At 39.9% G+C, this 24,794-nt stretch carries 27 protein-coding genes and 1 pseudogene; 11 read left to right on the top strand and 17 right to left on the bottom strand.

The window, feature by feature from the left end:
- Positions 1-36: 36 nt before the first annotated feature.
- The 10 genes and pseudogenes from DXD78_RS11060 to DXD78_RS11110 form a co-directional block, all read left to right on the top strand.
- On the top strand, positions 37-993 hold the full coding sequence (locus tag DXD78_RS11060; RefSeq protein ID WP_009038581.1) for a hypothetical protein: 957 nt from the start codon (positions 37-39) through the stop codon (positions 991-993).
- Between the two features lie 196 nt (positions 994-1,189).
- The gene (locus tag DXD78_RS11065; RefSeq protein ID WP_009038582.1) at positions 1,190-1,483 is read left to right on the top strand and encodes a hypothetical protein; all 294 of its coding nucleotides are present in this window, start codon (positions 1,190-1,192) and stop codon (positions 1,481-1,483) included.
- Between the two features lie 499 nt (positions 1,484-1,982).
- Positions 1,983-2,165: a hypothetical protein gene (locus tag DXD78_RS11070; protein ID WP_009038583.1), complete on the top strand. Its 183-nt coding sequence runs from the start codon at positions 1,983-1,985 to the stop codon at positions 2,163-2,165.
- A gap of 505 nt (positions 2,166-2,670) precedes the next feature.
- Positions 2,671-3,516: a winged helix-turn-helix transcriptional regulator gene (locus DXD78_RS11080; protein WP_009038585.1), complete on the top strand. Its 846-nt coding sequence runs from the start codon at positions 2,671-2,673 to the stop codon at positions 3,514-3,516.
- A gap of 201 nt (positions 3,517-3,717) precedes the next feature.
- Positions 3,718-4,731, top strand: coding sequence for a DUF3871 family protein (locus DXD78_RS11085; RefSeq protein WP_009038586.1), 1,014 nt, complete (start codon positions 3,718-3,720; stop codon positions 4,729-4,731).
- 59 nt (positions 4,732-4,790) lie between these two features.
- Positions 4,791-5,063 carry a hypothetical protein gene (locus tag DXD78_RS11090; RefSeq protein WP_009038587.1) on the top strand — a complete coding sequence of 91 codons (273 nt, stop codon included), beginning with the start codon at positions 4,791-4,793 and terminating at the stop codon, positions 5,061-5,063.
- Positions 5,064-5,155: 92 nt separating this feature from the next.
- The gene (locus DXD78_RS11095) at positions 5,156-5,791 is read left to right on the top strand and encodes a recombinase family protein (protein WP_009038588.1); all 636 of its coding nucleotides are present in this window, start codon (positions 5,156-5,158) and stop codon (positions 5,789-5,791) included.
- 580 nt (positions 5,792-6,371) lie between these two features.
- On the top strand, positions 6,372-7,316 hold the full coding sequence (locus DXD78_RS11100) for a DUF4595 domain-containing protein (protein WP_009038589.1): 945 nt from the start codon (positions 6,372-6,374) through the stop codon (positions 7,314-7,316).
- 37 nt (positions 7,317-7,353) lie between these two features.
- Positions 7,354-9,345: a PL29 family lyase N-terminal domain-containing protein gene (locus DXD78_RS11105; RefSeq protein WP_009038590.1), complete on the top strand. Its 1,992-nt coding sequence runs from the start codon at positions 7,354-7,356 to the stop codon at positions 9,343-9,345.
- 423 nt (positions 9,346-9,768) lie between these two features.
- Positions 9,769-9,987: pseudogene (locus DXD78_RS11110) on the top strand (N-acetylmuramoyl-L-alanine amidase); the annotation flags it as partial.
- Between the two features lie 13 nt (positions 9,988-10,000).
- On the opposite strand, the gene DXD78_RS21060 reads toward DXD78_RS11110, so the two are convergent.
- The 17 genes from DXD78_RS21060 to DXD78_RS11190 form a co-directional block, all read right to left on the bottom strand.
- Positions 10,001-10,138: a hypothetical protein gene (locus DXD78_RS21060; RefSeq protein WP_162612924.1), complete on the bottom strand. Its 138-nt coding sequence runs from the start codon at positions 10,136-10,138 to the stop codon at positions 10,001-10,003.
- Positions 10,139-10,242: 104 nt separating this feature from the next.
- Positions 10,243-10,638, bottom strand: coding sequence for a HEPN domain-containing protein (locus tag DXD78_RS11115; protein ID WP_034529826.1), 396 nt, complete (start codon positions 10,636-10,638; stop codon positions 10,243-10,245).
- Positions 10,638-10,952 (bottom strand): nucleotidyltransferase domain-containing protein, encoded by a 315-nt coding sequence (locus tag DXD78_RS11120; RefSeq protein WP_008663357.1) that lies wholly within the window; start codon positions 10,950-10,952, stop codon positions 10,638-10,640. Before DXD78_RS11120 ends, DXD78_RS11115 begins: the two co-directional genes overlap by 1 nt.
- An 88-nt stretch (positions 10,953-11,040) precedes the next feature.
- Positions 11,041-12,054, bottom strand: a complete 1,014-nt coding sequence (gene pseI / locus DXD78_RS11125; protein WP_009038591.1) for a pseudaminic acid synthase — start codon at positions 12,052-12,054, stop codon at positions 11,041-11,043.
- A gap of 8 nt (positions 12,055-12,062) precedes the next feature.
- Positions 12,063-12,287: an acyl carrier protein gene (locus tag DXD78_RS11130; protein WP_009038592.1), complete on the bottom strand. Its 225-nt coding sequence runs from the start codon at positions 12,285-12,287 to the stop codon at positions 12,063-12,065.
- 4 nt (positions 12,288-12,291) lie between these two features.
- A complete protein-coding gene (locus DXD78_RS11135) occupies positions 12,292-13,872 on the bottom strand; it encodes an HAD family hydrolase (RefSeq protein ID WP_009038593.1) in 1,581 nt (526 codons plus the stop codon).
- Positions 13,869-14,273 carry a VOC family protein gene (locus tag DXD78_RS11140; protein WP_009038594.1) on the bottom strand — a complete coding sequence of 135 codons (405 nt, stop codon included), beginning with the start codon at positions 14,271-14,273 and terminating at the stop codon, positions 13,869-13,871. Before DXD78_RS11140 ends, DXD78_RS11135 begins: the two co-directional genes overlap by 4 nt.
- A 6-nt stretch (positions 14,274-14,279) precedes the next feature.
- On the bottom strand, positions 14,280-14,882 hold the full coding sequence (locus DXD78_RS11145; protein WP_009038595.1) for a GNAT family N-acetyltransferase: 603 nt from the start codon (positions 14,880-14,882) through the stop codon (positions 14,280-14,282).
- A gap of 87 nt (positions 14,883-14,969) precedes the next feature.
- Positions 14,970-15,959, bottom strand: a complete 990-nt coding sequence (pseG, locus tag DXD78_RS11150) for a UDP-2,4-diacetamido-2,4,6-trideoxy-beta-L-altropyranose hydrolase (protein ID WP_009038596.1) — start codon at positions 15,957-15,959, stop codon at positions 14,970-14,972.
- A complete protein-coding gene (gene pseF, locus DXD78_RS11155) occupies positions 15,940-16,623 on the bottom strand; it encodes a pseudaminic acid cytidylyltransferase (protein ID WP_009038597.1) in 684 nt (227 codons plus the stop codon). The genes pseG and pseF overlap by 20 nt, the downstream gene beginning before the upstream one ends.
- A complete protein-coding gene (locus DXD78_RS21320; protein ID WP_227224503.1) occupies positions 16,620-16,955 on the bottom strand; it encodes a DapH/DapD/GlmU-related protein in 336 nt (111 codons plus the stop codon). The genes pseF and DXD78_RS21320 overlap by 4 nt, the downstream gene beginning before the upstream one ends.
- A gap of 286 nt (positions 16,956-17,241) precedes the next feature.
- Positions 17,242-18,405 (bottom strand): UDP-4-amino-4,6-dideoxy-N-acetyl-beta-L-altrosamine transaminase, encoded by a 1,164-nt coding sequence (pseC, locus tag DXD78_RS11165; RefSeq protein ID WP_009038599.1) that lies wholly within the window; start codon positions 18,403-18,405, stop codon positions 17,242-17,244.
- On the bottom strand, positions 18,402-19,424 hold the full coding sequence (gene pseB / locus DXD78_RS11170; RefSeq protein WP_009038600.1) for a UDP-N-acetylglucosamine 4,6-dehydratase (inverting): 1,023 nt from the start codon (positions 19,422-19,424) through the stop codon (positions 18,402-18,404). Before pseB ends, pseC begins: the two co-directional genes overlap by 4 nt.
- 14 nt (positions 19,425-19,438) lie before the next feature.
- A complete protein-coding gene (locus DXD78_RS11175) occupies positions 19,439-19,927 on the bottom strand; it encodes a UpxZ family transcription anti-terminator antagonist (protein WP_009038601.1) in 489 nt (162 codons plus the stop codon).
- 35 nt (positions 19,928-19,962) lie between these two features.
- A complete protein-coding gene (locus tag DXD78_RS11180; protein ID WP_009038602.1) occupies positions 19,963-20,499 on the bottom strand; it encodes a UpxY family transcription antiterminator in 537 nt (178 codons plus the stop codon).
- A gap of 542 nt (positions 20,500-21,041) precedes the next feature.
- Positions 21,042-22,151, bottom strand: a complete 1,110-nt coding sequence (locus tag DXD78_RS11185) for a PspC domain-containing protein (RefSeq protein WP_009038603.1) — start codon at positions 22,149-22,151, stop codon at positions 21,042-21,044.
- Positions 22,152-22,233: 82 nt separating this feature from the next.
- Complete coding sequence (locus DXD78_RS11190) at positions 22,234-22,560, bottom strand: PadR family transcriptional regulator (RefSeq protein WP_009038604.1); 327 nt, start codon at positions 22,558-22,560, stop codon at positions 22,234-22,236.
- 318 nt (positions 22,561-22,878) lie between these two features.
- Between DXD78_RS11190 and DXD78_RS11195 the strand changes: the two genes are divergently transcribed.
- Positions 22,879-24,786, top strand: coding sequence for an NADH-ubiquinone oxidoreductase-F iron-sulfur binding region domain-containing protein (locus DXD78_RS11195; protein WP_009038605.1), 1,908 nt, complete (start codon positions 22,879-22,881; stop codon positions 24,784-24,786).
- The last annotated feature ends 8 nt before the right edge of the window (positions 24,787-24,794 follow it).

The raw sequence follows: 24,794 nt of genomic DNA on the forward strand, positions 1-24,794 counted from the left end.
CTTTTATTTTGCAGTATAACTAATAATGAATGTACCATGCCAGAAGAAAAACTACACCGGATAGAGGAACTTCCAGATTTGAAAGCTAATTGGACTGAAAGCTACAAATGTCTAAATGAGCCACTATTAGAATATGTGTGGGAAGTTGCCAATCACTTCCTGCCCGGTTACGAAGAAACAGATAAGGGAATGATACCAACTGAATCTATTGCACCAATCATATTCTGTAATAGATATTTTGAGAGAAATCTTACCATAGAAGAACGGTATGAAAGAGCCAAAGAAATAGGTATGTGTAATACAACCTTTGAACAATATTCACAATCAAAAAATAGATACAGACCGTTAGATGTCCGTTTCAAGAATGAATATCTGAAATCGGAAGAAATCTTGGATGTATTAAACTCATATCATATAGATATTAGTAAATTCTGGTATCTGGCACTTTTTATAAAAGATGTGGTACTGGATAAATGCGTTGATGCCATGCCTGCCGAAACATCTAATGAACGGATTCAAGAATTGATAGGTAGAATAAATGAAATACCCAATGGAAAAAATGCCGGATTAATCTTCAAACTGGAGGGAAAACAAAAATATGTCATAGCTGACAAACCTACAATTAAGGAAATCGGAGTGGCTTTAGCCGTATATAAAGAACTTATGGAGAACAACGGACTCTACAGAGGGCAACTTGACTTAAAGAAAATGCTAAATGAAAAAGTTACCATAGACAAAACTCCCATGTATGCTTTGTTCACTAAAATGATGAAGTTTTTTTTAACTCCTTACACAGCAATGCCACCTTACCCCAAGTCTATAGACAAAATGTTGCTTATTTCCAGAATGATAAAGATATTGGGACTATCAGATGATGAAAGATTCTATCAAGAATACGACCTTGCCACTAATGAAAAGAGGAACTTCTTGAAAAACCTTATTAGAAGATATGAGAATTATAAATATACTACTATTGGTGTCATTTATGGCTAATATGAAACAGACCCATTTTTAAGTGTTTAAGATTGGTGTGTTGAAAATCGCTCTCTTTTAACACATGTATAATTATTTGATAATCAATCTATTATATATTGTTTGAGTCAAAATATTGCTTACCTTTGCATCGTCTCAGAGGAGATAGGGACGAAAGTTGAAAAGAGTTTTTTCACTGGGTAGCCCTTAAAGAAATATGAAAGAATTAACAAAGCTATTTACTTTTTTGGAGAAGTATAGCATAAATTTTAATGAGTATATGTTGGCAAAGATGTTGGCTTGGGCACAAACCAAACAAAATGCAGAAGTGGTAAGTGAATACTTTTCAATGAGAGTGTGCTGTCGTGGGTTTACCATTCAGTTATTGCAAGGTCTTAAAGATGCAAAATTAATAAATGAATCATACGAAATTCCAAAGGCTGGAAGCGTTTTTGACCCTTGCTGTGTTCCTCTGAATAGGGATTTTATGCAGGATATACTCAATTACTAATCCTACGGCAAAGAAAGCCAGTCGAACGACTGGTTTTCTTACTTCAAATAATATTTCATCTTGAAATGGGTTCACAAAGGCGGCAGGGCAACTGACTGCCTTTTTTTATTTCAGTTTTTCATGTGCTAATAAGTTTTATAGCACCTACTCCGGAGGCTGTAAAAATTACTAATATACAACTGTTTACCTATCTATTGCCGATTATAGATATATCCGTAATGGTTGAAAATACGGACTGGAATCAAAAGGCTGCATAAAACGGTTATTCTTACCTTCCAGTGCAGCGGCATGGGGAAATAGCGGCAATATGGCGGCACTGATACGGTCTTTATTGAAAGTGTGCCTTTGATTAGGGACACCGACCAGAGGTGAGTATAATCGTATAGAGATAAAAAGATAAAGAGTTCCACGAGCAGGGGTATATCCAGAACTGCCTAGAGTAATTCAAGTACTATAGATTTTACAGTATATAATGAAACTAACCTAAAACAATTAAATTATGGAGTATTACACCTTTGAACAATTAAAAGAAATGGCTTTTAGTGATGGAATTACTGGTAATAAGGTGGCTGTCGGTATATGGGCTAAAATGAACGGCTTTCTAAAGAAAAAGAAGCAGGTGAACAAGCGTAGAATTACATTCTACTTTAAACTGGATAATTGGCAGTCTCGTAATTTATGACTACCGGAGCCTCTCTATAAAGCAGTATCAAGAACTGCATATAATACTTGTTCCGGCATACATAACCAGCCAGATAACACAAGGAAGTAAATTACAGTTGTTTTTTAAAGATAGTCTTAGTGAAGTGGTACTAAGGAAAAATGAGCCGTAGTCTATGGGAAATTTGACACCAAATATAGGGGAAAAATGATACTCTATACATTACTACATTACTAACATTACAACATAGATAATTCAGTGCTTCGCACTTCATTATCAAATTTTGAGCTTTCGTAGATAAGTAACTAATGATAAAAACGTAACATTATGATGATATACAACAACAGACTGTTCAATACCAGAAAGGAATTGAAGCGGTATCTAGGCGGAACACGTAAATACAACAAGGCTCTGAAAAGCGGAGAGATTTATAACATATACCAAGAAGAATCAAATAACCAACCGTTTGCGCACAATGGAACAACAATATACGACACTGACAAAAGACATTAATAATATAGATAATATGGATACCATAGTATATGCCTATATAAAATCAAGGATAAATTATAAAACTTCCATTGCGGATAATATTACGGAAAAGGAGATTTCCGAAAAACTAGGCATATCATTAAGCACTGTAAAAAGAAGCGTTGCAAGGCTAAAGAAGAATAAGAATCTTGTTGATAAAGTGATAATTAATAATGTAATAGCAGAGGGAAGCTACAAAACGTACAACAAATATTATATGGCAAAATGTAATGAGAACTTCTTCTATATTTATAACAGTTTCTTTAATGATGATATGAACATTACGAAAGCCGGTGAACGAACTAAATTAAAGAACTTCTTGCTTAAAATAAAGGCTCTATGCAAAAAGGAAACGAACAAGTATATAAGTGAAAGCCCGTATCTGGGTGGGCTTAACAAAACGGAGCTTTCTAAAAAACTGGGCATTGCTACAAAGACATTAGACAAATATCTGGAAATGACAGTCAATGCAGGACAGATAAAATATATAACTAATGGTTTGCTGATACTGAACAAGTCCATTATTCCAGATTTTAAGAAAGATGATACAAATACAAGAATCTATCATATTATTTATGACTGGTGCATTGATAACGATGTTGCTCCACCAGACAGAAACGATGAAATAACAGTAATGGAAGATGGCAGTGTCAGAAGAAGAAACAGATTGCTTGCTGAACTAGCTTGTAAACTGGTTTATATGAAAGATGAAGAAATTAGGAGTTTGCTAACTAATAGAATAACTTCCGAAGAAATAACTTTGGAATATATAGTTAAAGTGCTGAATATAAATATTACAAAGAAGAAAGAAGATATACAGTATTCCGTCATGCTTGACTAAACTAGCTAATCACCTACATTGAGTTTAGCTGAAAGTCAAGAAAACAGACATATAAGGTACTTCATATAAGAATCCCCCTCCCCATTCAATCAGTAATCTTAAATATATAAGAGTGTCTGCCTTGCGTGCCCACAACCCCCTTAGTCCCCCTCTGTATATTGATATAAAAAAGAACTATTAATCATTTAAACTTTTATCAATATGAATAATTTAGTTATCATGCCAACGGAGAAAAGAACTTTGAATTTAGGTGAGTATGCAGAAGAAGCTACTATAATTGTGGAAGAAACTGCAACGCCAAGTATTACTTTCTTGGAAGCTAATACGGATTCTATCACACTGGAAGAACTTGCAAACAAATGTGTTGTGCCTACTTGGGCTAACTTGGAATCAACCATTTCACACCAAGACTTTATTTCTTGTGTGCATGAGGCTGCAAGTTCATTCTATGCAGGTGAAAAGGTGAGCTTTCCCGAAATAAGAGTTTCGCATATAGTACGTGGTAGAATACCGTCCGCGCTTGGTAAGAAAGCAAGTGAACTGTTGGAATGTGAAAAGACACAATTCTATCAAAGACTTGCGTTTGCTTTTACTGTTCCAACCATTTTTGAAACGATAAGAGGGCAAAAACTTGAACTGTGCATAGGTGGGGTAAGAAATTACAGTGACTTGAATCTGTACCGTTCTTCCAAAGGCTTAGAAAAGTTTTCCGTCTTTATTGGCTGGAGAATGAAAATTTGTTCCAATCAGATTCTTACCGGTGAGGGTGTGAGGTTCAACATGGAAGTAACCAATATCAATGAACTTTACAGAAATGTACTGGAATTGCTTAACGGCTTCAATGCAGCCAAAGAAATACATTTGATGCAGACATTATCAGATACTTATCTATCTGAAACACAGTTTGCACAAGTGGTAGGCAGAATGAGAATGTACCAGGCACTTTCACCAGCAAGACAGAAAGCAATACCAAGACTTCTAATCACTGACAGCCAAATAAATAGTGTGTGTCGTGATTATTACACCAATGAAGTTTTTGGAATGAAAGATAATGCCATATCTCTTTTTGATTTTCATAATTTACTCACACAATCAAACAAAAACAGCTACATAGACAGCTATTTACAACGTGGGGTAAATGCTACAGAAGTAAGTGTTGGACTGAACAATGTATTACAAGGACTGGATAATAAATATTCTTGGTTCTTGGGCTAAACTAATCAATGAGAGGACATCTATTTATTTAGGTGTCCTTTCTTATTTTTTATAAAACTATGGATAAACAGATAGATAATGTAATACAACACATTAAAGATTTGGAAAACAGATTGGGTTATGTGGATAATAATCTCCGATACATCAAAGTGATACAAGCCTTAAAATACTGGTTGGATAAATTTGATAATCAGTTGTCAGAAAAAGAAAGAATAAAAGGAAAATTTGCAGCCATTTATGAAAGTTACTTCTGTTCCGGTGGTGGATTTTCTTTTTATGATAGGGTGTGCAATTCCATATTGGAATATAAATATGGGAACAGACCTTTTTAATTTGTGTGTTCAAATGGAAAATGTGTTCAAATTAATCTATAAGGTTGCTTTGAACACATTCTTTTTAGTTATCAATTAATTCAAAGAATAAAATGAAAACAGCAGTAATATATGCTCGTGTTTCTTCTGCCAATGATAGACAGGACACAACAAGGCAGATAGAGGATTTGAAACGTTTTGCCAATTCCCAGAATATAGAAGTTATTTCCATATTTGAAGAACACATAAGCGGTGCAAAGAAGAATGAAGAGCGTCAGGTGCTTACTGACTGCCTACAGTTCTGTATAAAAAAGAATGTGGATTACCTACTGTTATCTGAACTTTCCAGACTTGGCAGAAGCACGTTACAAGTGCTTAAATCTCTGGATATGCTACATGAATCCAAGGTATCAGTATATATACAGAATTTAGGCTTATATACTTTACAACCTAATGGAGAGGTGAATCCAATAGCTTCCATCATGGTGACTGTACTCGCAGAAATGGCAAACATTGAACGGTCAAACATTACTTACCGTCTTAATTCTGGAAGGGCAAATTACATTGCCAAAGGTGGCAAACTTGGCAGAAAGCAAGGCAGTATTAAGACTGATAATAAGAAGAAAGAGGAATACAAAGATACCATCGCTTTATTAAAAAAGGGCTATTCAATTAGGAATATAGCCAAATTACAAGGTATTGGAATCTCTACAGTTCAACGGATAAAGAATCAGTTTATAAAGTCTTAAACATTTATTGAGGTAGAATTATTCAGAAATTTGCTTTTATATGCCGACTTCTGAATTTTCTACCTACTTGAAGTGATAAAGAAGAACAGCTTACCAGGTGATTTAATAAACAATAGTTCTTGCTAATCAAACGTAATTTAGTAACTTTGTGCCAATTCCAGACACCTAATGAGTTAGGGACTGGAAGGACATATTAGTTAATAAAGAGCGTTATTGATATTATCCCTTATTGGAATCTGGACAATTTCAAAAGTCAAGGATAATAAGCAAGGACGCTCACGTCAATGTTATATACCTATCTATAAAGATGGTCTATATATCGTTTGGCGTGGGCTATTGTTTATTACTTGACTTGGGCAGTCCAGAGCCTCAATAAGATAATACTCAATAGTTCCCACGCTTCTTTTATTTTGTAACAGTCAATAGGGAACATTGGCTATAATACTATGGTAAAAACAGACAGTCTATCTATCAATTAATAAGTATGCAGCTTCTTGTTGTGTTCCTCATGCTTATTCTGAACTTATTTATTAATGCTATCTATTGGGAACATAGAGGCACAAATAAACTTAGATTAAAAATGAAAACTTTTAGATTAATTGGAATGGCTTTACTAGCCGTAGTAATGTGTGTGAATTTTGTTTCTTGCAGTGATGACGATGACCCAATCAAAAATGATGATGGTATTATCACCAACCAAAAGAAACTAATGGAGATTAAAGAAACATCTGATGATGGGTATATCAGTATATATACATTCTCGTACGACAATCAAAGCAGGCTAACATCCATTGTTGATAACGAGGATGGACATTCAGACAACAATATTATCAATTTCACTTGGGGCAATAATACCATTATTGCAACAAAACGTGGAGATGCAAGAAGAACATACACACTTTCTGATAATTTAGTGAGAAAACAACAGAACAACGAAGGAGCTTCAAAAACATTTACCTATAACTCATCCAACCAATTAATTAAAGTAGATGAAACGGATGAAAGACATAGTGGTGACGATTGCAGCTATACTTATACTTGGGATAATGGGAAAATGACAAAACATATATACAAAGAGAATAATAGTGAAAAATCTTATGTTTATGAATACACTTACAACGGAAAGACTTGTAAGGGATGGTTCCCAAATATGGAAGATGAAGGCTGGGATGCTTTAGATGATGATTATATTTTCTTCGCACATCCCGAACTCGTAGGTATGCGCACTAATCAACTGCCCGAACAGATATTTAGTAAGGATACTGAAATATATGAATATTATGATGAATATTTCAAGGAAACTTGTAAGTCTGAATATACTTATGAAGATACAGTTAAATTTGAATATAAATTAGATAAAGATGGATATGTGGAAAGCTGCACTGTAACATATACATACGTGAACACTACTAAACAATCATTTACAGATAAAAATGGTGACGGTGTTATTACTGATGATGAAAGAAATGTAACAGAAACTCGTACCGAAACTGATATTACAATTTATTCTTTTAAGTGGGAATAAATACATTAAATAGATTCATATTAAAAATAAAACAACAATGAAAGCATTCAGATTAAATGGAATGGCAATTATTGCCATCCTCTTTAGCATAAGCTTTACGTCTTGCGGTGATGATTATGATGATTCTATTATTATAGACAGAGTAGATAATTTAGAAAATAGGGTTACGCAACTGGAAGAAATCTGCAAACAAATAAACACAAATATCTCCTCTCTGCAAAACATTGTGGCAGCGTTGGAAAACAACGATTATGTAACAAGCGTAACTCCTATTACCAAGGATGGTAAGGAAGTGGGTTATACTATTACATTTACTAAAAGCCAACCTATAACTATCTATCATGGAAAGGACGGGAAAGATGGTGCAGATGGAAAGGATGGAGTAAATGGTACTGATGGAAAAGATGGAGTCACGCCTATTATTGGGGTGTCAAAGGATTCTGATGGAATTTACTATTGGACACTCGACGGAAAATGGCTTCTGGATAGTGGCGGAAATAAAATAAAGGCTATAGGCACTGATGGAAAAGACGGAGAAAGTGGTACGGATGGAAAGGACGGTACCACTCCACAATTAAAGATAGAAAATAATTTCTGGTATGTGTCTTATGACAAAGGGGCTAACTGGACTAAGTTAGGGGCTGCCGCTACAACTGTTGATGAAACATTTAAAGATGTGACAGTCAATGATAATACAGTAACCTTTACATTGGCAGACAATACAACTTTTACTCTTCCCCGATATAAAGCTGTAAGTATTATTTTTGATGTGCAAGAACAAGGCATTTCAGCAGGGCAGACTGTTCAGATTCCATATACACTGAAAGGGGCTACAGATAAAACTATAGTATCAGCCTCGTCAGATGGAAATTATAAAGTAAGATTGGAAAATCAGACTACAGACGGTGGCATTATAACAGTGACCGCTCCCGATTCTTATGTTGATGGGTATGTCAATGTGTTGGTTTCTGACGGAAACGGATATACATCTCTGAACGTGATTAACTTCTACGAATGGGAAATGAATATCAGCAGTTCAGAAGAAGGACAACCGCTTACCTACAGCATACCTACAGACGGAGGAAAAGTAACCATACCATTAGACGTAAATTTTGATTATGAAGTGCTCATTCCCGAAGATGCGACTGATTGGGTGAGTGCGACAATAAAAAGTCGTGCAGTGATACGCAATGAAATAATATCATTTAATATAAAACCCAATATGACATCCAATGCCCGCGGTTGTGTTATCCCTCTTTTGCCAAAGAATGGGACAAAAGCATTGGCTAAATTCAGAATCCAGCAGCGTTCACAAGCCCAGACCCAAGCAGAAAAGGTATTCAAGAACAAGTTTCCACAACAAGTGGATGATATGAAATTCACTTATTCAAATGGTTTTCTTACTAAAATGGAGGATGACTATGGAACGGCTACATTTACCTACAATTATCCTGCAAAGACTAAAGCTGTTGGCGTACCTGATGTTATAGTAGAGTATGATGGTAGTAATAAAGCCCCAAACTATACGATTGAGGTATGGGTGAACTCACAAGGATTTGCAGAAGAAATTTATCAGACGATTACTGAATCCGGTGGTTATACTTATTCCAATACAAAAACATGTAAATATGATTCCGAAGGACATCTCATCTTTATGAAAGACAATAGAGAGAACAGAGAATACACTATCACATGGGAAGATGGAAACATTATTAAAGTTCAAACAAAATGTTTCTTTGACAGTGATAACAAATTGGAATGGGAAAGAATTCACGACTTCGATTACTATGCTACTCCCAATAGTAAAAACATGTTGTTCTACTATCACATTTATAGTATAGACATTGACGAGGTGGATTGCCTTTATTGGGCAGGCTATTTAGGTATCGCTCCTAAAAACCAGACAAAATCATTGAATGGTAGTACTATAGACTATAATGGTTTTAGTCAAACCGAAAATTACAATTACACATGGAGCAGCAATGGAGTAACAATTGATGGTGGTAGAGAGATTTATTTTATACCCTAATTTGTTTATAGCCCAACAGCACTATTAAGCCCAAAAGCCAACCTACCCATTATAAACAAATGGATAAGTTGGCTTTTTCAGTTCTGAACAAATTATTAACGCTTTCTCCTTTTGAACTTCATGGATGGGGTAAGTCCATACGCACTTTCAGGAAAATATGTGCGGAGAAATTTATCACTTGCTAATCTATAAGTGGTAATAGTGTGCGTTTCCATATAATCGGGTATAAGGCATACCCTTACATCTTTTCTTATCTAATTTTTCATAGCTATAAAATTTTGAGTTTCACATATACAACTGTATTCTGGATTATGGAAAATTCAAAGTAAACAAAAACAATATTTTGATATACAGCACTTTAAGTCTACAATTAGCTTTTTAGTTTATTATATCATAACACGATACCTAAAATATACAAAATAATACAACCGCCACTCCATCGGCATCTGTTACGAAGGAGGGTTGGATGCCGAAGGCTGTCCTGCTGATACCCGCACTTTGGAGCAGAAGGCTTCGTTGCTGGCACTGCTACGCGAGTTGAAACGCATCTTTCCACGGGCACTGATTATTGGGCATCACGACTTGAATCCGGTGAAAGCTTGTCCGTGCTTCGATGCGGAAAGGGAGTATAGGGGGCTGTAAAAGGCTCCCTTTTTTATTCTATATCCAAATTCATCAACCCCATGCGCACTTCTTTATTGGGGATATCCAGCGTATAAAGATGTGTAAGCGGAGAATAATTCTTTATCGTCACATACCCGCTTTGGTAAAGCAATGGGGTGATATTTGTCATTCGTTCCGTAGGGGCATTGTTTACTTGCAAAGGAACAAAATCTGTTCGTATTTTCCTAACGAAGGGGGATGAAAGATACTAAAAAAAGAGGGGAAGAAGGAAATCTATTTTTCTGTAATCAATCTATCAACTTCACTTATCAAGAATGAAATCTGAGGATACAAATTATCAATTTCATCTTTGGTAAACTCTTTGAAATCATCATAATCACTTGACTGCCTTTTATCGTAAATTTTAGAAAAGATACGCCCGCATTCAGACGACAACAAATTCGTCTTTACAAAATGAAGTCCAAAAGCTTGTCGAACTCCCATGTGACTTTTCACTTCAATTCCATGCAAAATCAACAATGCTGAAACCATATGAAAACAAGCGTAATACATCCTATTTACAGCAGAATTCCATAGTTCATTATCTATCAAGACATCAACATCATGCATCAAGTCACATGCCTTTTGACGCCTATAATTGACAATATCACGCTTTATATCCTCTTCCATCACAGCAACACACCATCTTTCATTACATTATAATAAAATACAGTCTTTCTCTTTGCTGCCTCCCAAGCTTTACGAGTCATCACAATCGGGCTAATAATAGTACCTGTTTCTATTTCCAAATCATATATTGGAGCAGTAATGACATCCTCCTCCATAGGAGAAACTGTATCTTTATCCACTAAAATCAGAATATCAATGTCACTATTCTGTTTTGCCTCTCCACGTGCCTCAGAACCATAAAGAATAGTCTGAGAGTTGGGAGCAACACTCTTTATCATATATTTCAGACGCTTCACCAATTCCTTGCGATTCATATAGACTATGTTTTTAGTGTTTAGACTACCGCAAAGATAGTTTTATTTTTAAGAATTGCAGTAACAATATTCTCTTTTTTGATGACCTCTAACTATTCACGAACTCCCATGCAAATCTCGTTCCTTTCTCCAAATCCTGATTTACTTTCTTTCCCAATATATCTTTCAGATACTTAGGGTGCAAACCGAAGCCCGGACGAACGGAGCGAACGTTCTGCTCTGTAATCACTTCTCCAGCTTTCATATCCTCGGCTACATAGAGCGAACGGGAGAACTCCCTTCCCGACTTCATCTTATCAGTAAGTTCATACGATACTGAGCCGATAGCCGCTTCGGCCATGCGTATATCTTTCACCATTTGGGCAAACTCCTGCTCGTTCATTGAGAATGAGGCATCGGGGCCGCCAATACTACGGTCGATAATAAAATGCTTTTCAATCATGGTTGCACCTTGTGTCACAGCCACTACGGCAGACACACTGCCAATGGTATGATCGGACAAACCGGACTTCACTCCATAGCGCTCGGCTAAATCCTTTATCATGCACAGATTGGCTTCCTCAATGGGGGCAGGATAAGAGGAGGTGCATTTCAACAGCGTAATATCATCATTGCCCGCCGCACGGCAAGTATCTACAGCCAACTGAATGTCTTCTTCAGTGGCAATGCCGGTAGACATCACCATCGGTTTCATCTTCTTGGCGGCATACTCTATTAAAGGAATATCCGTAATTTCAAAAGAGGCAATTTTGTAAATGGGGTTGCCCAAGGATTCCAGGAAATCTACCGCAGTTTTATCAAACGGTGATGAAAAACAGATAAGTCCTTCCTCCTTGGCCACACGAAACAATTCTTCGTGCCACTCCCAAGGGGTATAGGCTTGCTTATAGAGATCGTACAAACGCATGCCGGCCCAAACACTTGTAGAATCAGCCATAAACTCCATTTTATCATTATCCAACGTTATGGTATCAGCTGTATATGTTTGGAGCTTGATAGCATCTGCACCTGCACGTTTGGCAGCACGAATTGTTTCTATGCCTATCTGCTTGCTGCCATTATGATTCGCCGACATCTCGGCTATGATAAATGTTTTTCCCATAATGGTTCTTATTGTAACTTGTTTGAAATAATATTTTTGATGTCAGAGAAAGATTTCATCAAACTGATTTCATTAGGCTCAAGCTCTACTTCAAAAGTATCTTCCAATTCTATAACCAGATTCAAATGGTTCATACTATCCCACTTTTCGCAATTATTCTGAGAGGTATTCTCATCTACATCTGTTTTTAAAACAGCTCTCATCACATCCATTATTTCTTCATTCGTAATCATAACTTTATTGTTTAACTGTTATTGAATAATAATCAGGTATTGACAAATCTAATTTGTCAATATTCGCCATATAGTATTTAACACCCTCTTCTACTCGCATCACAGAAAAGCCAAGCCGGTCATAAAAATCAGCCACTTGTCTGTTTTTGAGAGTAGGAATAAATTTTGCTTCTAAAGCTGACACACCATCCTCAACCAACAATTTAAATACAAATTTAATGAAAGCCGTTTCAATACCTTTACCTAATATACGACAACTAAGCAATATATTCTCAATACTATTATCAGCGATGAAAACCGCTCCCGTGATACCATTATCACCAAATTTATCTGAAACTCTGATGCAATAGATTTTCCATTGATTATCCAGAAGTTGTCTGACATCAGCTTCAGAATAACGTTGGGTCGTTAAATTAAACTGATTTGTTTTTTGCGTCATCTGAGCAATTCGTGATATATTGAATGAGTCCACCTTCTGAAGCTCAATTTTAATTTCTAATGAACGAAGAAAATCTTCAAAGTTTAAGAATTTGGCTTGTTCGCGTGTACGTTCCGCATTTGCCTTATATTGTTCCGTCTTCTTTTTATCTTCACCGGTAATTTCGTAAACTTCAAAATAATCACGAACTAATTGCATGAAAAACTGCGGTAACATATATGCTTGTTTTGGAAAGTCCGGGACAGCCACCATAGGCAAGGTCTGTTTTACTAATTCACGCTCTGCCGGATTGTCATCAATGAACACCATACTATCAAGACCTATGTTCAGCTCTTTAGACAGCTCCACGATATTCGAAGCCTTGTCATTCCAATTTATACGAATAGCAACAAAATCTTTTTTCCTTAAAACCATAAACGGATTTTGCTCCCAAGCTTCGAATACATCTTCTTCGTTGTTCTTACTACAAACAGATAAAATAATACCCTCTTTACTTAGCGCAGACAGCGCTTCCTGAAAATACAAAAATGCCTTACCTGGATAATCCCCGCCAATTTGTATACCATTAATGCCTTCCTCGCCAAGGACTCCACCCCACAAAGTATTATCCAAATCAAGAATGAGACATTTCTTTCTCTTTAAAGCTATATTCTGTATTTTAGAGTCTACCCATGTAGCAAATTCACTGGTAATTTTAGAAGATATATACATTTGAGAAATAAAATAGAATTTCCATCCAATCAATTCCTCTGACCTATAACGGGAAGTAAACTCAGAAAAGTCAATCACCTTAAAATTTACATTCGTTCCAGCCATATTATACAGTTGGGTATTATACCGGACGATAGCCTCCCTTACAATAAAATTGGCATCAGTAAATCTCGTAGGAAAGATGTCTACCAATGTGAATGCTACAAATTCTTTCCCTTGTGGAACCTGCGAGAAAACAAGCTGCATTTTTCTAATATATGCATCAATTTCGTCAGCCAGTTGCTTCTGATTCCATCTTATGGGTATTTGATACATCCACAAATACAAAGATGTATTTTGAGGTATATATGATACATCTTCGTAACCAGAATACTCCACTTCGTCTGTGCCGAAGATATTTTCCAGCGTATTGTTTCTAAAAATAAAGAATTTCATTTTTGTTCTAATAATTCAATTAAACCGATATCTTTATTATAGAGAAAAGCTACCCGATGATTATTGAGAGCTACTGCTTCTGCCGGATAGCTTACCACCATGAACCTCATTTTACGAAGCCGTGCGATGGCATCTTCTATATTTTCTACACTATAACAGCAATGATACGGACAAACTCCATTCTTCTCAAGATTTTTATTGATTGGAGAATTCTCATCAACAGGTTCAAGAAGTTCAATCATAGGCTCTCCTTCTTTTGTAAGGAAACAGATATTTACATTCTGTATTGGATCAAATATCACAGATGAACAAGAATATCCCCCATCAATGTAATAATACATTGTTTTTTCAATACTGGTAACAGCGTATCCTATATGGTGAAAATGAAAATTTGATAACATGATTCTCTATTTGCGTTTATCTCTAATAAAGCGGACCAATTTACGTATATCATTTCTATATACTGTAGTACTTCTATAATGAAGTTCTGAAAGCTCCCATTCAATGAATTTCCGGTTATGACAACATCCGTCGGATTCCACCGTATCACCCAAAACAAAGCCTAAAAACTCATCCAATAACAATGCATCGGTATTGTTTATATCAATTGAACCTACCAGTTTTATACATTTTGCAACCTCAAAAGAAAAACAGATGATAGTATAAACAAAATCAAGTCCCCCTCCACTTTTCATTTGGGAAGGTGCCATATAATAGCCTAATTCAGCGATTCTTCTTTCATGGTCTATATTGGTCAGATTGAAGACACCATAGGGAACATTATCTTTTGTTACTAACCAATAGTAACAATCTTCTCGTTGAGCAAGGGTTTTCGTAAAATTCAAGTGATTTTCAAGAGATATTACATCTGTATTATACATAAACTGCCTTATCTCAAAAGTATTCCTCCAATCCAATATTTGCTTTAGGAGTTCTTCCGACAAAATAGAGAAGTGTTGGAAAACATAACCATGATATTTATAAACCGCTTGTTTGTCTATTTGTATCATTCAATTGCTAAATAATTAAAATTATCTGTTCTATTCCTGCATCAATTGTCCATTATGAGAATTTTTCCGAAAAGAATGCGATCATCGTCAATGCACATTTCTTCCCAATTCTTCAAACAGATTAATATAGCGTTCACGAATACCACTCTTTATCTGCAAGTTATCAACCCCAGCAATCTCTAAAGATGTCAGAGGTATGGGATTATCCTTAATATTTCCTAAAGGAAGAACTCCTCCAGTAGAGGTTAACAGTGAATAATAATCAGCCTGATTATCTACATACCAACCTACAGCCAACTTGGCACCACAAGCAATGGCCTCAATACTTACAGTACTTGCTGAACAGATCACCCAATCGGAAGCACAAAAAAGTTCGGCCATCTGTTGAGCTGTTAAATTGGAGCAATAAGACACTCGCCTATCCCGTACCCTCGGCTTTTGAGGTTGATAAGCATCACCTACCACTGCAGTTATCTGGCTGACAGTAGGCAATTGCATAGCTTCACGAATGTAATGGCCAGTAAAGTCAAAGGAATCCACACCACCAAAAGTAATGGTTATACTTTCTGTACGTTTTGCACAAGAACAGAGTTTGTTTACAGCTTCTATAAACGGTCTACGCAGTAATGCCCAGTCGAATCCCAAACAAAGTTTAGTGTAAGGTTCCACATCAAAAAGTCCGGAGTCAGTCAAAGTATGATTAATCACAACATCTGCCACATAGTGCTTGTCGTGCATGTCATCCACACACACCAGGCGGCAACCTTTTTGCTTAATGGCACGCTGATAATCGGTAGTGAAGAAATAATTGTCGAGCACCACAATTTCATCACCTTGCAAATGGGAAAGGAAATCAGCAGAATGCGTTTCCTCTTGCAAGGGGATGAAAGGACATACCTTCTCCATCTCACTTACCTGATATGAGGTAGGATGGCAAGTAAAGAAGGTACAATCGAAATCGTCCTTCAGCATATCGGCCAAAGCCAGAGTACGGATAAAGTGACCGTAACCGATGGTAGCGCTTGCGTCGGCACGGAAATAGATTTTCTGCATTACATCATCTATGAAGTAACTCATACTTCATCTCCGCCAATGTCCAGTCAGTCAGCGTATCGAGGTCCTGCACTTCGAGTTCGGAAAGTACCAGTCCGGCTGTGTTCTTCCCCCAAAAGGTTCGGCTCTCTACAAAGGAGTTTATGCGAGAAAAATAGAACTGACCGGCATCATGATAAATCGGCTCCAAATCTTGGGAACGTGCATTCATGTATTCGGGATAAACCATACCGATTCTCCCGTCTACAATATGAAGGCTACGCTGTATAGGATAGGAATAAGCCACACAAGTGAAAACAGAATCAATCTCCGAATTCATTTTTCCGTATGCTTCCCGAAGCCTTTCAGGAGTGACAAAAGGAGCTGTCGAGTAAATGCAACAAACTGTATCAAATTCCCTGCCTCGCTCTTTATACATCTCTAAAACTTCAAGAATTACATCGGCCGTGCCGGCATAATCATTCGAGGTCTCAGCACTGCGCATAAAAGGAACTTTGGCCCCGTATCCGCAAGCTATCTCCGCTATCTCTTCATCATCGGTCGAAACCATTACTTCGTCAAAAAGTCCGCTCTGCAAAGCCGCCTCAATGGAGTATGCAATAATAGGCTTGCCCATAAAGGTTTTGATATTCTTACGCGGAATACGTTTACTGCCGCCACGGGCAGGAATAATACAGATATTTTTCATCGTTTAGCCTTTATAATTAAATGGGGAGAATACCCGAAAACAATTGAATTGTCCGGCACATCCTCATCTTTCACACCAGAATTTGCCCCGATAATCACATTGTCACCTATCCGGCAGTTACCGATAATAGAAGAATTTGCACACATCCGCACATTTTCACCTAAAACCGGATAAATTCCTTTATTGTTTCCCACCGTGCAATTTTGCCCAAAACTGAATCCTTCACCATATTCAGCCCGTCCCATAACGCTACCGACCGGATGATCCAACGTAAAATAATGAGGAAGATTTACCTCATGATACAAATCACACCCATTCATTATCTTATTCAAATAATACAACTTATCTGCCAATAAACGGTTATCAGTATCTTGAGAAATGGTGTTAGCAAAAAAATAGAGAAAAATTGTATATTGTGCACTTTGATAAGGGTTGAAGTATGTCTCACCGTCGCATGAGTAATACTTATTTTTCGTACGGGAAAAACAATATTCACAACGAGAAATTACCCCCCCATTTTTATATTTATTAACATCTCATCTTCTTCACTCAAGAAGAAAAAAGAGGAAAGTTGCTGCAAAAGCTGCTTTTCAATAGCTTCAATAGAAATGGAAGTAATCATTGTTTTATATATTCTATAACCTTGTTAATCACATACTCCTGTTCCTCGTTCGTCAGCGTGGGATACATCGGCAGGCTCAAGCAATGCTCATAATATTCTTCCACTATCGGGAAATCGCCTTTCCTATTGCCCCACTGCTGATAGTAAGGCATCAGATGAAGCGGAGCATAATGAACCTGCGCATAGACATTGTTCTCGTGCAAATAATTATAAAGGCCCAAGCGGTCAGCCACTTGAATGACATAAAGGTGATAAGCATGATAGACATCGGCAGCATTGAACGGAGTCTTGATGCCATCGATTCCGGAAAACGCTTCATTATAGCGTCTTACGATTTCATGGCGGCGGTCCAGACCTGCTTTCGCACGCTCCAGCTGAGAAATACCCAGGGCAGCCTGAAAATCAGTCAGACGGTAATTATACCCTAACTCCTGCATCTCATAATACCAACCGCCATGATGCTCGTGCAATAAAGCAGGGTCTTTCGTAATGCCATGCGTACGGTAAAGACAAAGCTTGTCATAGAGCTCCTTGCTGTTGGTGGTCACCATGCCTCCCTCACCCGTAGCGATATGTTTCACGGGATGGAAAGAGAATACGGCACAGTCGGCAAAACAACCGTTACCACAATGTTGTTTCTTGCCTTTACTGTCCATGAAATAGCCGCCGGGAGCATGGCAGGCATCCTCTATAATCCACAAGCCGTACTCGTCGGCAAGCTTTCTGAACTCTTCCAGATCCAAAGGATAGCCTGCAAAATCAACCGGAACAATACCTTTGTAAGTACCGCGGGGAGAAGCTTTAAGCATGGCTTCGAGTTTACGGATATCCATGAGGTAAGTATCCTTGTCAATATCACAGAATACCACCTCGCCGCCACAATAGCGGATGCAGTTGGCACTGGCAGCAAAGGTCATGGGAGTGACAATCACCTTGTCGCCCGGCTTTACATTCAGTGCGGTAGCTGCAAGATGAAGCCCCGAAGTGGCATTGTTCACCGCTACGGCATATTGTGCACCTACATATTCGGCAAATTTCGTTTCAAATTCCCTGATTTTGGGACCTTGTGTCAGGTAATCGCTTTTCAGGGTATCGATGACTGCCCGGATATCCTCATCTGTGATATGCTGACGACCGTATGGAATAGGCTTGCTTATCATTTCACCTCGAAATTAGGGTCAACGTATTTCTTTATATTCTCGCGCATAGTCTCTACTGTCTCCCACTCCGTATTGTTGTCACTGCTGTAGTGGAAACCGTCGGGAACGGGCATTGCATTGTGATGTCTGATGAACTCTTCGCGACTGTGCTTGAAAGATACGGAAGGAAGAATGACATAATATCTGCCCAAATCGATTGTATCAAGAGCATCGGTTACAGTAATCATCTCCTCGTGCAGCTTCTCTCCCGGACGGATGCCCACTTCCACCTGCGGCAGATTGGGTGCAATGGCGGTAGCCACGTCCTGGATATGATAGGAAGGAATCTTAGGAATAAAGATTTCACCACCCAGGTGATGTCCGATGGCATACATGACCAAAGCGACACCGGCTTCCAGCGAAATGTTGAAACGGGTCATGCGCATATCGGTTATGGGAAGTTCCTTCGCCCCGTTGTCACGCTTGTTGATAAAGAAAGGGATTACGGAACCGCGGGAACCCATCACATTGCCATAACGGACTACGGAGAACCTGATGTTCTTGGAACCGCTGATATTGTTGGCAGCAGTAAACAGCTTGTCGGAAGTGAGCTTGGTGGCGCCATAAAGATTGATGGGGGCACATGCCTTGTCGGTAGAAAGGGCCACCACATGCTGTACACCGGTGGCAAGAGCAGCCTTTATCACATTCTGCGCACCGTGTACATTGGTTTTGATGCACTCTTCGGGATTGTATTCAGCGGTATCCACCTGCTTGATGGCGGCTGCATGGATAATCACGTCCACTCCTTCGCAAGCCCGCGTCAGGCGTTCGAGGTCACGGACATCACCGATAAAGAAACGCAGTTGCGGATACTTATGACCGGGATATTTCTGTTTCAGCTCAAATTGCTTCAGCTCATCGCGGGAGTAAATAATGATTTTCTTTACTTGCGGATAATCACGGAGGATGGTTTCCACAAACTTCTTTCCGAAGGAACCCGTTCCTCCGGTAATCAATACGGATTTATTGTTAAGCATTATAATGAAAAGTTTTATTCATCGATATATTCCCACGGATAGGGATTGTCTGTCACATTCTGAAACTCATCAACCGCTTCCTGCTGTTCGGGAGTAAGTGATAAGGAATCCCAGGAGGCGATGATGGAACGGCCTTCGTCGGCCAAAGACTCGTCGAACACTTCACCGTAGCAGGCGGTAAGCAGACGGAGCTTCAGTAAGGAAGCGGGAAGGGCATCGAGCACATCCCAACAACAGTCCAGCACTTTCTGGACATGCCGCTGCTTTTCGCCATGGTCCACAAAAGAGGCGCTGTAACCCATAAGAAGGGCAAGACAGACATTTGCCTGCTCTTCGATGGTAGTGCCTTTTACACCCGACCGGTACAAAGCCATGGTAAGACGGTAGACCTCACCGTTCCGCCGTGACAAGTCATCGCTATAGACGGGACTGCCGTCCATACCCAAATACATCAGTTCGTGCGCAGCACGCTGAAGAGTGATTGCTTCTTCGGAAAGAGACATAAGCAATTATAGAATTAAAAATTAAAAATTAAAGTTCAGCCGATTACTTCTATAAGATCGGGATGGATAGTGGCCATGGCAACAGCTATGACACCTTGTATTTCGATAACCACGCGACGGTCACGTGCGCCCTTTACCTTCAGAAATATCCCCTCTTGCCCCTCAAATTCACCGCCGGTAATCCGGACTTTGGTACCTTTGGACAAGTTCAATTCATCCGGTTGAAAATAAAGAAGATGATCATCGTAAGTGCCGGATACGGCAATGAAACGCTGCATCTGACCGTCTGGGACAATAATCTTCTGCCCACTGCGGGTATCGGTGATATATTGCAGATAAGTGACTTGAGACTTGACACGCTGCACATTGGAAGGACGGGCATGGACAAAAAGCAGATTATGAACGACCGGAACCAGAGCACGGACTTTTTTCCTTTTTTTTATACATATCTTGTATTGCATAGGAATGAAACAGCCCAAGTTTTCTTTCTTGAGCAGATGCATGGCATCCGGTTCTCTGCGGTAGGTGGCACGCATAGCATACCAGATTTCGACCTCTTTCTCTATTCCCATTTTTATGCTTTTGTTCAGACAAGGGTGTTCTCTTGGGGCTTTAAATTCCTTGCATACACTTGGAATTCAATCACTTGCGGACACTTTATGTAGAATACGACAAGCTTTATGCCCTTCTTGTCAACAGATTTTTTGCAGTCATTCATTACCTAACAGGTAAAATGCTGTAAACGAATCTATTGCAAGCAAAAAGCGTTCAATAGACGTTCGTTTTTTGAACGTCAATATTTAAGAAAATTAAAGAGGGAAGATTACTTAAAAATTAGTAAAAGGAAGAAGTTAGAGAAATACAATGCAACAGGCTTACTGACAAAGTATTATACTCACTAAAAAGAAATTTATAGAATATTTTTATTAAACATTTTGCGAGATTCAAAAATACACGTTATCTTTGCGTTCATTAAACGAACGTTTAAAAAACGCCTTTTCCAAACGCAATATTTCACTGTATAACAACCAATTACAACCAAATAAAAAATATCGTGTTTATAGAAATCAGATTTCCACAAACACGATATCAATTAAAAAAGAAATTACTATTCTCAGAAATTAAAGATACCCAATTCCGGGAAAGTAGCCCCCTGCACCGCAAAACAGATTCCGAAACAAGCCGCACTTACAATCCAAAGGATAACCAGCGTCCACTTCAAGCCGGAGTTCATCGGCTGCCACTTGAATATCTGGCTAAAGATGGCCCACACAAGGCTGACCAAAGGAATTCCTACCAGCAAGATTCCTGCAATGTACATCACAATGGCAGACAGTGGAGAAGTAGGCAGTACCACATCAGCCATCGGGAAAAGGGAAATGAGAGCTGCACCACCACCAACAGCCACCGCTATCGCAGCAAACAACAGCGCCACGAATACCACTCCAAACACAAACAGTATCGGACTGCAAATAATGGCGAATATCACCAGACAGATTTTCAACAGCCAACCGACTACCATCACCAGCGTATCTCCCAACTTCTGCAAGAAAGTACGGGGCTTGTCCGACCTCATATAATCATTCACCCCATTGGCAACCTTCTCGAAGCCATCCGTCACCGTCTTTCCGATATTCTCTACCGTAACAGCCTCACCGCGCATGCTTAACTTCTCGGCAGCCGTGCGGGCTTCCGGGATAATCAGCCAACATACGATATAAACCGGTATCAACGTTCCTACCCCACAAATCAAGACGACAAGCAGCAACAGACGGAGCAAAGTCACATCCCAACCCAGATAGGCAGCCATTCCACTAATGACACCACCCAGCATCTTGTCATCAGGATTGCGGTAGAGACGGCGGCGTGTAGTGCTATAAGCGGTATTGCTGCTCCATGCACCGGCACCATAACCACCTCCGGCATTTGTACTACCGGCATCGGCACTGCTGCTCTCTCCTTCCGTCTCCATGTCCTCCGGCTTTCCCATGCGGGCAATCACCTCTTCCACATCGGCAATCGTGATTACTTGTGAACCGGCCGACAATTTCTCGGCAAAGAGTTCGGAAATGCGGCGTTCTATATCATCTACAATCTCGTCGGCACCGGCTTCCTTACGGAAGTGTATCTTGAGATTACTCAGATAATTATCCAAAAGGCGGTATGCGTCATCATCAATATTAAAAACGGTTCCACCTAAATTTACAGTTAATGTCTTTTTCATAACACACTATTTATTTACAATTTGACTATTTACGATTTACTATTTACCATTCGGCGAATGCAGCATATTCTCTGTGGTCATTTCAAGAATTGCTGATGTGATTCACCGTCTCGTTCAACTCTTTCCAGGACATTTCCAGTTCACCGAGAAAGACTTCTCCTTTTTCCGTCAACCGGTAATACTTACGTGGAGGACCTTGCGTAGACTCAATCCATTCATAACCCAGCAAGTCGTCGTTCTTCAGACGGGTGAGCAACGGATAAAGTGTACCTTCCACTACAATCAGTCTGGCTTCTTTCAACTTCTGAATGATATCCGAAGCGTAAGCCGGCTCCTTGTGAAGCAGCAACATGATGCAATATTCAAGCATGCCCTTGCGCATTTGCGACTTTACATTGTTTACATCCATAATGGTATTTACTATTTGACAATTTACGATTTACTATTTTGCTGCGCAATAGAGTAATGAGTGTTCTCATTCATTCTATTGTTGTTCCTTGTATGACACAAATATATGTATTATATCAGTACCTTGTATTACAAAGTACCTTATATTAAGCATAATTAACAAGACGAGAGCTACTTTACTATGTTCATAGGACAAGTATAATCAATATCATAATGTAATATAAATAGGGAAATTTCCCCATTCTAATCTTTACCTACTTTCTTTTTGCTATTCTAAAAGCTTTTCATATCTTTGTTTCTGGCCCTAATCTATTACGTAATGAAAGTACTAACTATCCATGATTTGGAAGCAATCAAGAAGAGGGCAGAAAACGCACTTCTGTTGCGCGAACAAAGCAATGAAGCAGTGGCCGAACAATGCTGCGGACTGGCGGCAGGCACTAAACATCTGCAGATTCTGATTTGCGGCGGCACGGGATGCAAGGCATCCGCCAGCCATGTCATCGCTGAAAAACTTCAGCAGGCACTCGAGAAAAACAAGATTACCGACCAAGTAAATGTAATCACCACCGGATGCTTCGGCTTCTGCGAGAAAGGACCGATTGTTAAGATTATCCCCGACAATACCTTCTATACGCAGGTCACTCCCGAAGATGCGGAAGAAATAGTCAGCGAACACATCATCGGCGGACGGAAGATAGAACGGCTGCTCTATGTGGACCCGAAAACAGAAAAGGCCGTCAGCGACTCCAAGCACATGGACTTCTACCGGAAGCAGATGCGCATCGCCCTACGAAACTGCGGCTTCATCGACCCGGAGAATATAGAAGAATACATCGGCTTGAACGGTTACCGCGCACTGGCAGACAGCCTGCTGAACGGTACGCCGGAAGCGGTAATAGAAGAAATAAAGCGCTCCGGTCTGCGTGGACGCGGCGGCGGCGGTTTCCCCACCGGAAGGAAATGGGAACTTGCCAGCCGGCAGCAAGCCGACACCAAGTACGTGGTGTGCAATGCCGACGAAGGTGACCCCGGCGCATTTATGGACCGCTCCATCATGGAAGGCGACCCGCACTCCATTGTAGAAGCGATGGCGCTTTGCGGCTACTCCATAGGTTCGTCCAAAGGCTTGGTCTACATCCGTGCCGAATATCCGCTTGCCATCCAACGGCTAAAGACTGCCATTGCACAAGCCCGCGAATACGGATTGCTGGGAGACAACATCTTCGGCACCGGCTTCTGCTTCGACATCGAGATACGCTATGGCGCAGGCGCCTTTGTCTGTGGCGAAGAGACGGCACTCATCCACTCCATGGAGGGAAAGCGCGGAGAGCCTACCTTGAAACCTCCCTTCCCGGCAGAGTCCGGCTATCTGGGCAAACCCACCAACGTGAACAATGCGGAGACGCTTGCCAACATACCTATTATATTGACACGCGGTGCAGAATGGTTCTCAACTATCGGAACTGAATTCTCCAAGGGGACAAAAGTTTTTGCCCTTGCAGGAAAAATAAATAACGTAGGATTGATAGAGGTTCCGATGGGAACCACCCTCCGCGAAGTAATCTACGAAATAGGCGGCGGCATCAAAGGCGGCAAGAAGTTCAAGGCTGTGCAGACCGGAGGTCCTTCGGGCGGCTGCCTGACGGAGAAGCATCTGGATACCCCGATAGACTTCGACAACCTGCTTGCCGAAGGTTCCATGATGGGTTCCGGCGGCATGATTGTAATGGATGAGGACGACTGCATGGTGTCCGTAGCCCGCTTCTATCTGGACTTCACGGTAGAGGAGTCGTGCGGAAAATGCACCCCTTGCCGCATCGGCAACAAGCGCCTGCTGGAAATACTGAACAAGATAACCGAAGGACGTGGCAGCGAGAAAGACCTGCAAACCCTCTCCACCCTGGGACAAGTGATAAAGGACACCGCCCTCTGCGGACTGGGGCAGACTTCGCCCAACCCAGTACTCTCCACCCTCAACAACTTCTACGACGAATACGTGAAGCACGTCAGGGAGAAGACCTGCCGCGCCCGGCAATGCAAGTCACTGCTCACCTACACCATCAATCCGGAGTTGTGCATCGGCTGTCACCTCTGCTTCAAGCATTGTCCGGCAGACGCCATTCTGGGAGATGTGCGCAAGCCCCACGTCATCAATCCGGACAAGTGCATCAAGTGCGGCATGTGCATGGCACGCTGCAAGTTCAAAGCCATATCTGTCTGCTAATCCCCCAT

The sequence above is a fragment of the Bacteroides sp. D20 genome (genome assembly GCF_003436255.1).
Classification (GTDB): Bacteria; Bacteroidota; Bacteroidia; order Bacteroidales; family Bacteroidaceae; genus Bacteroides; species Bacteroides uniformis.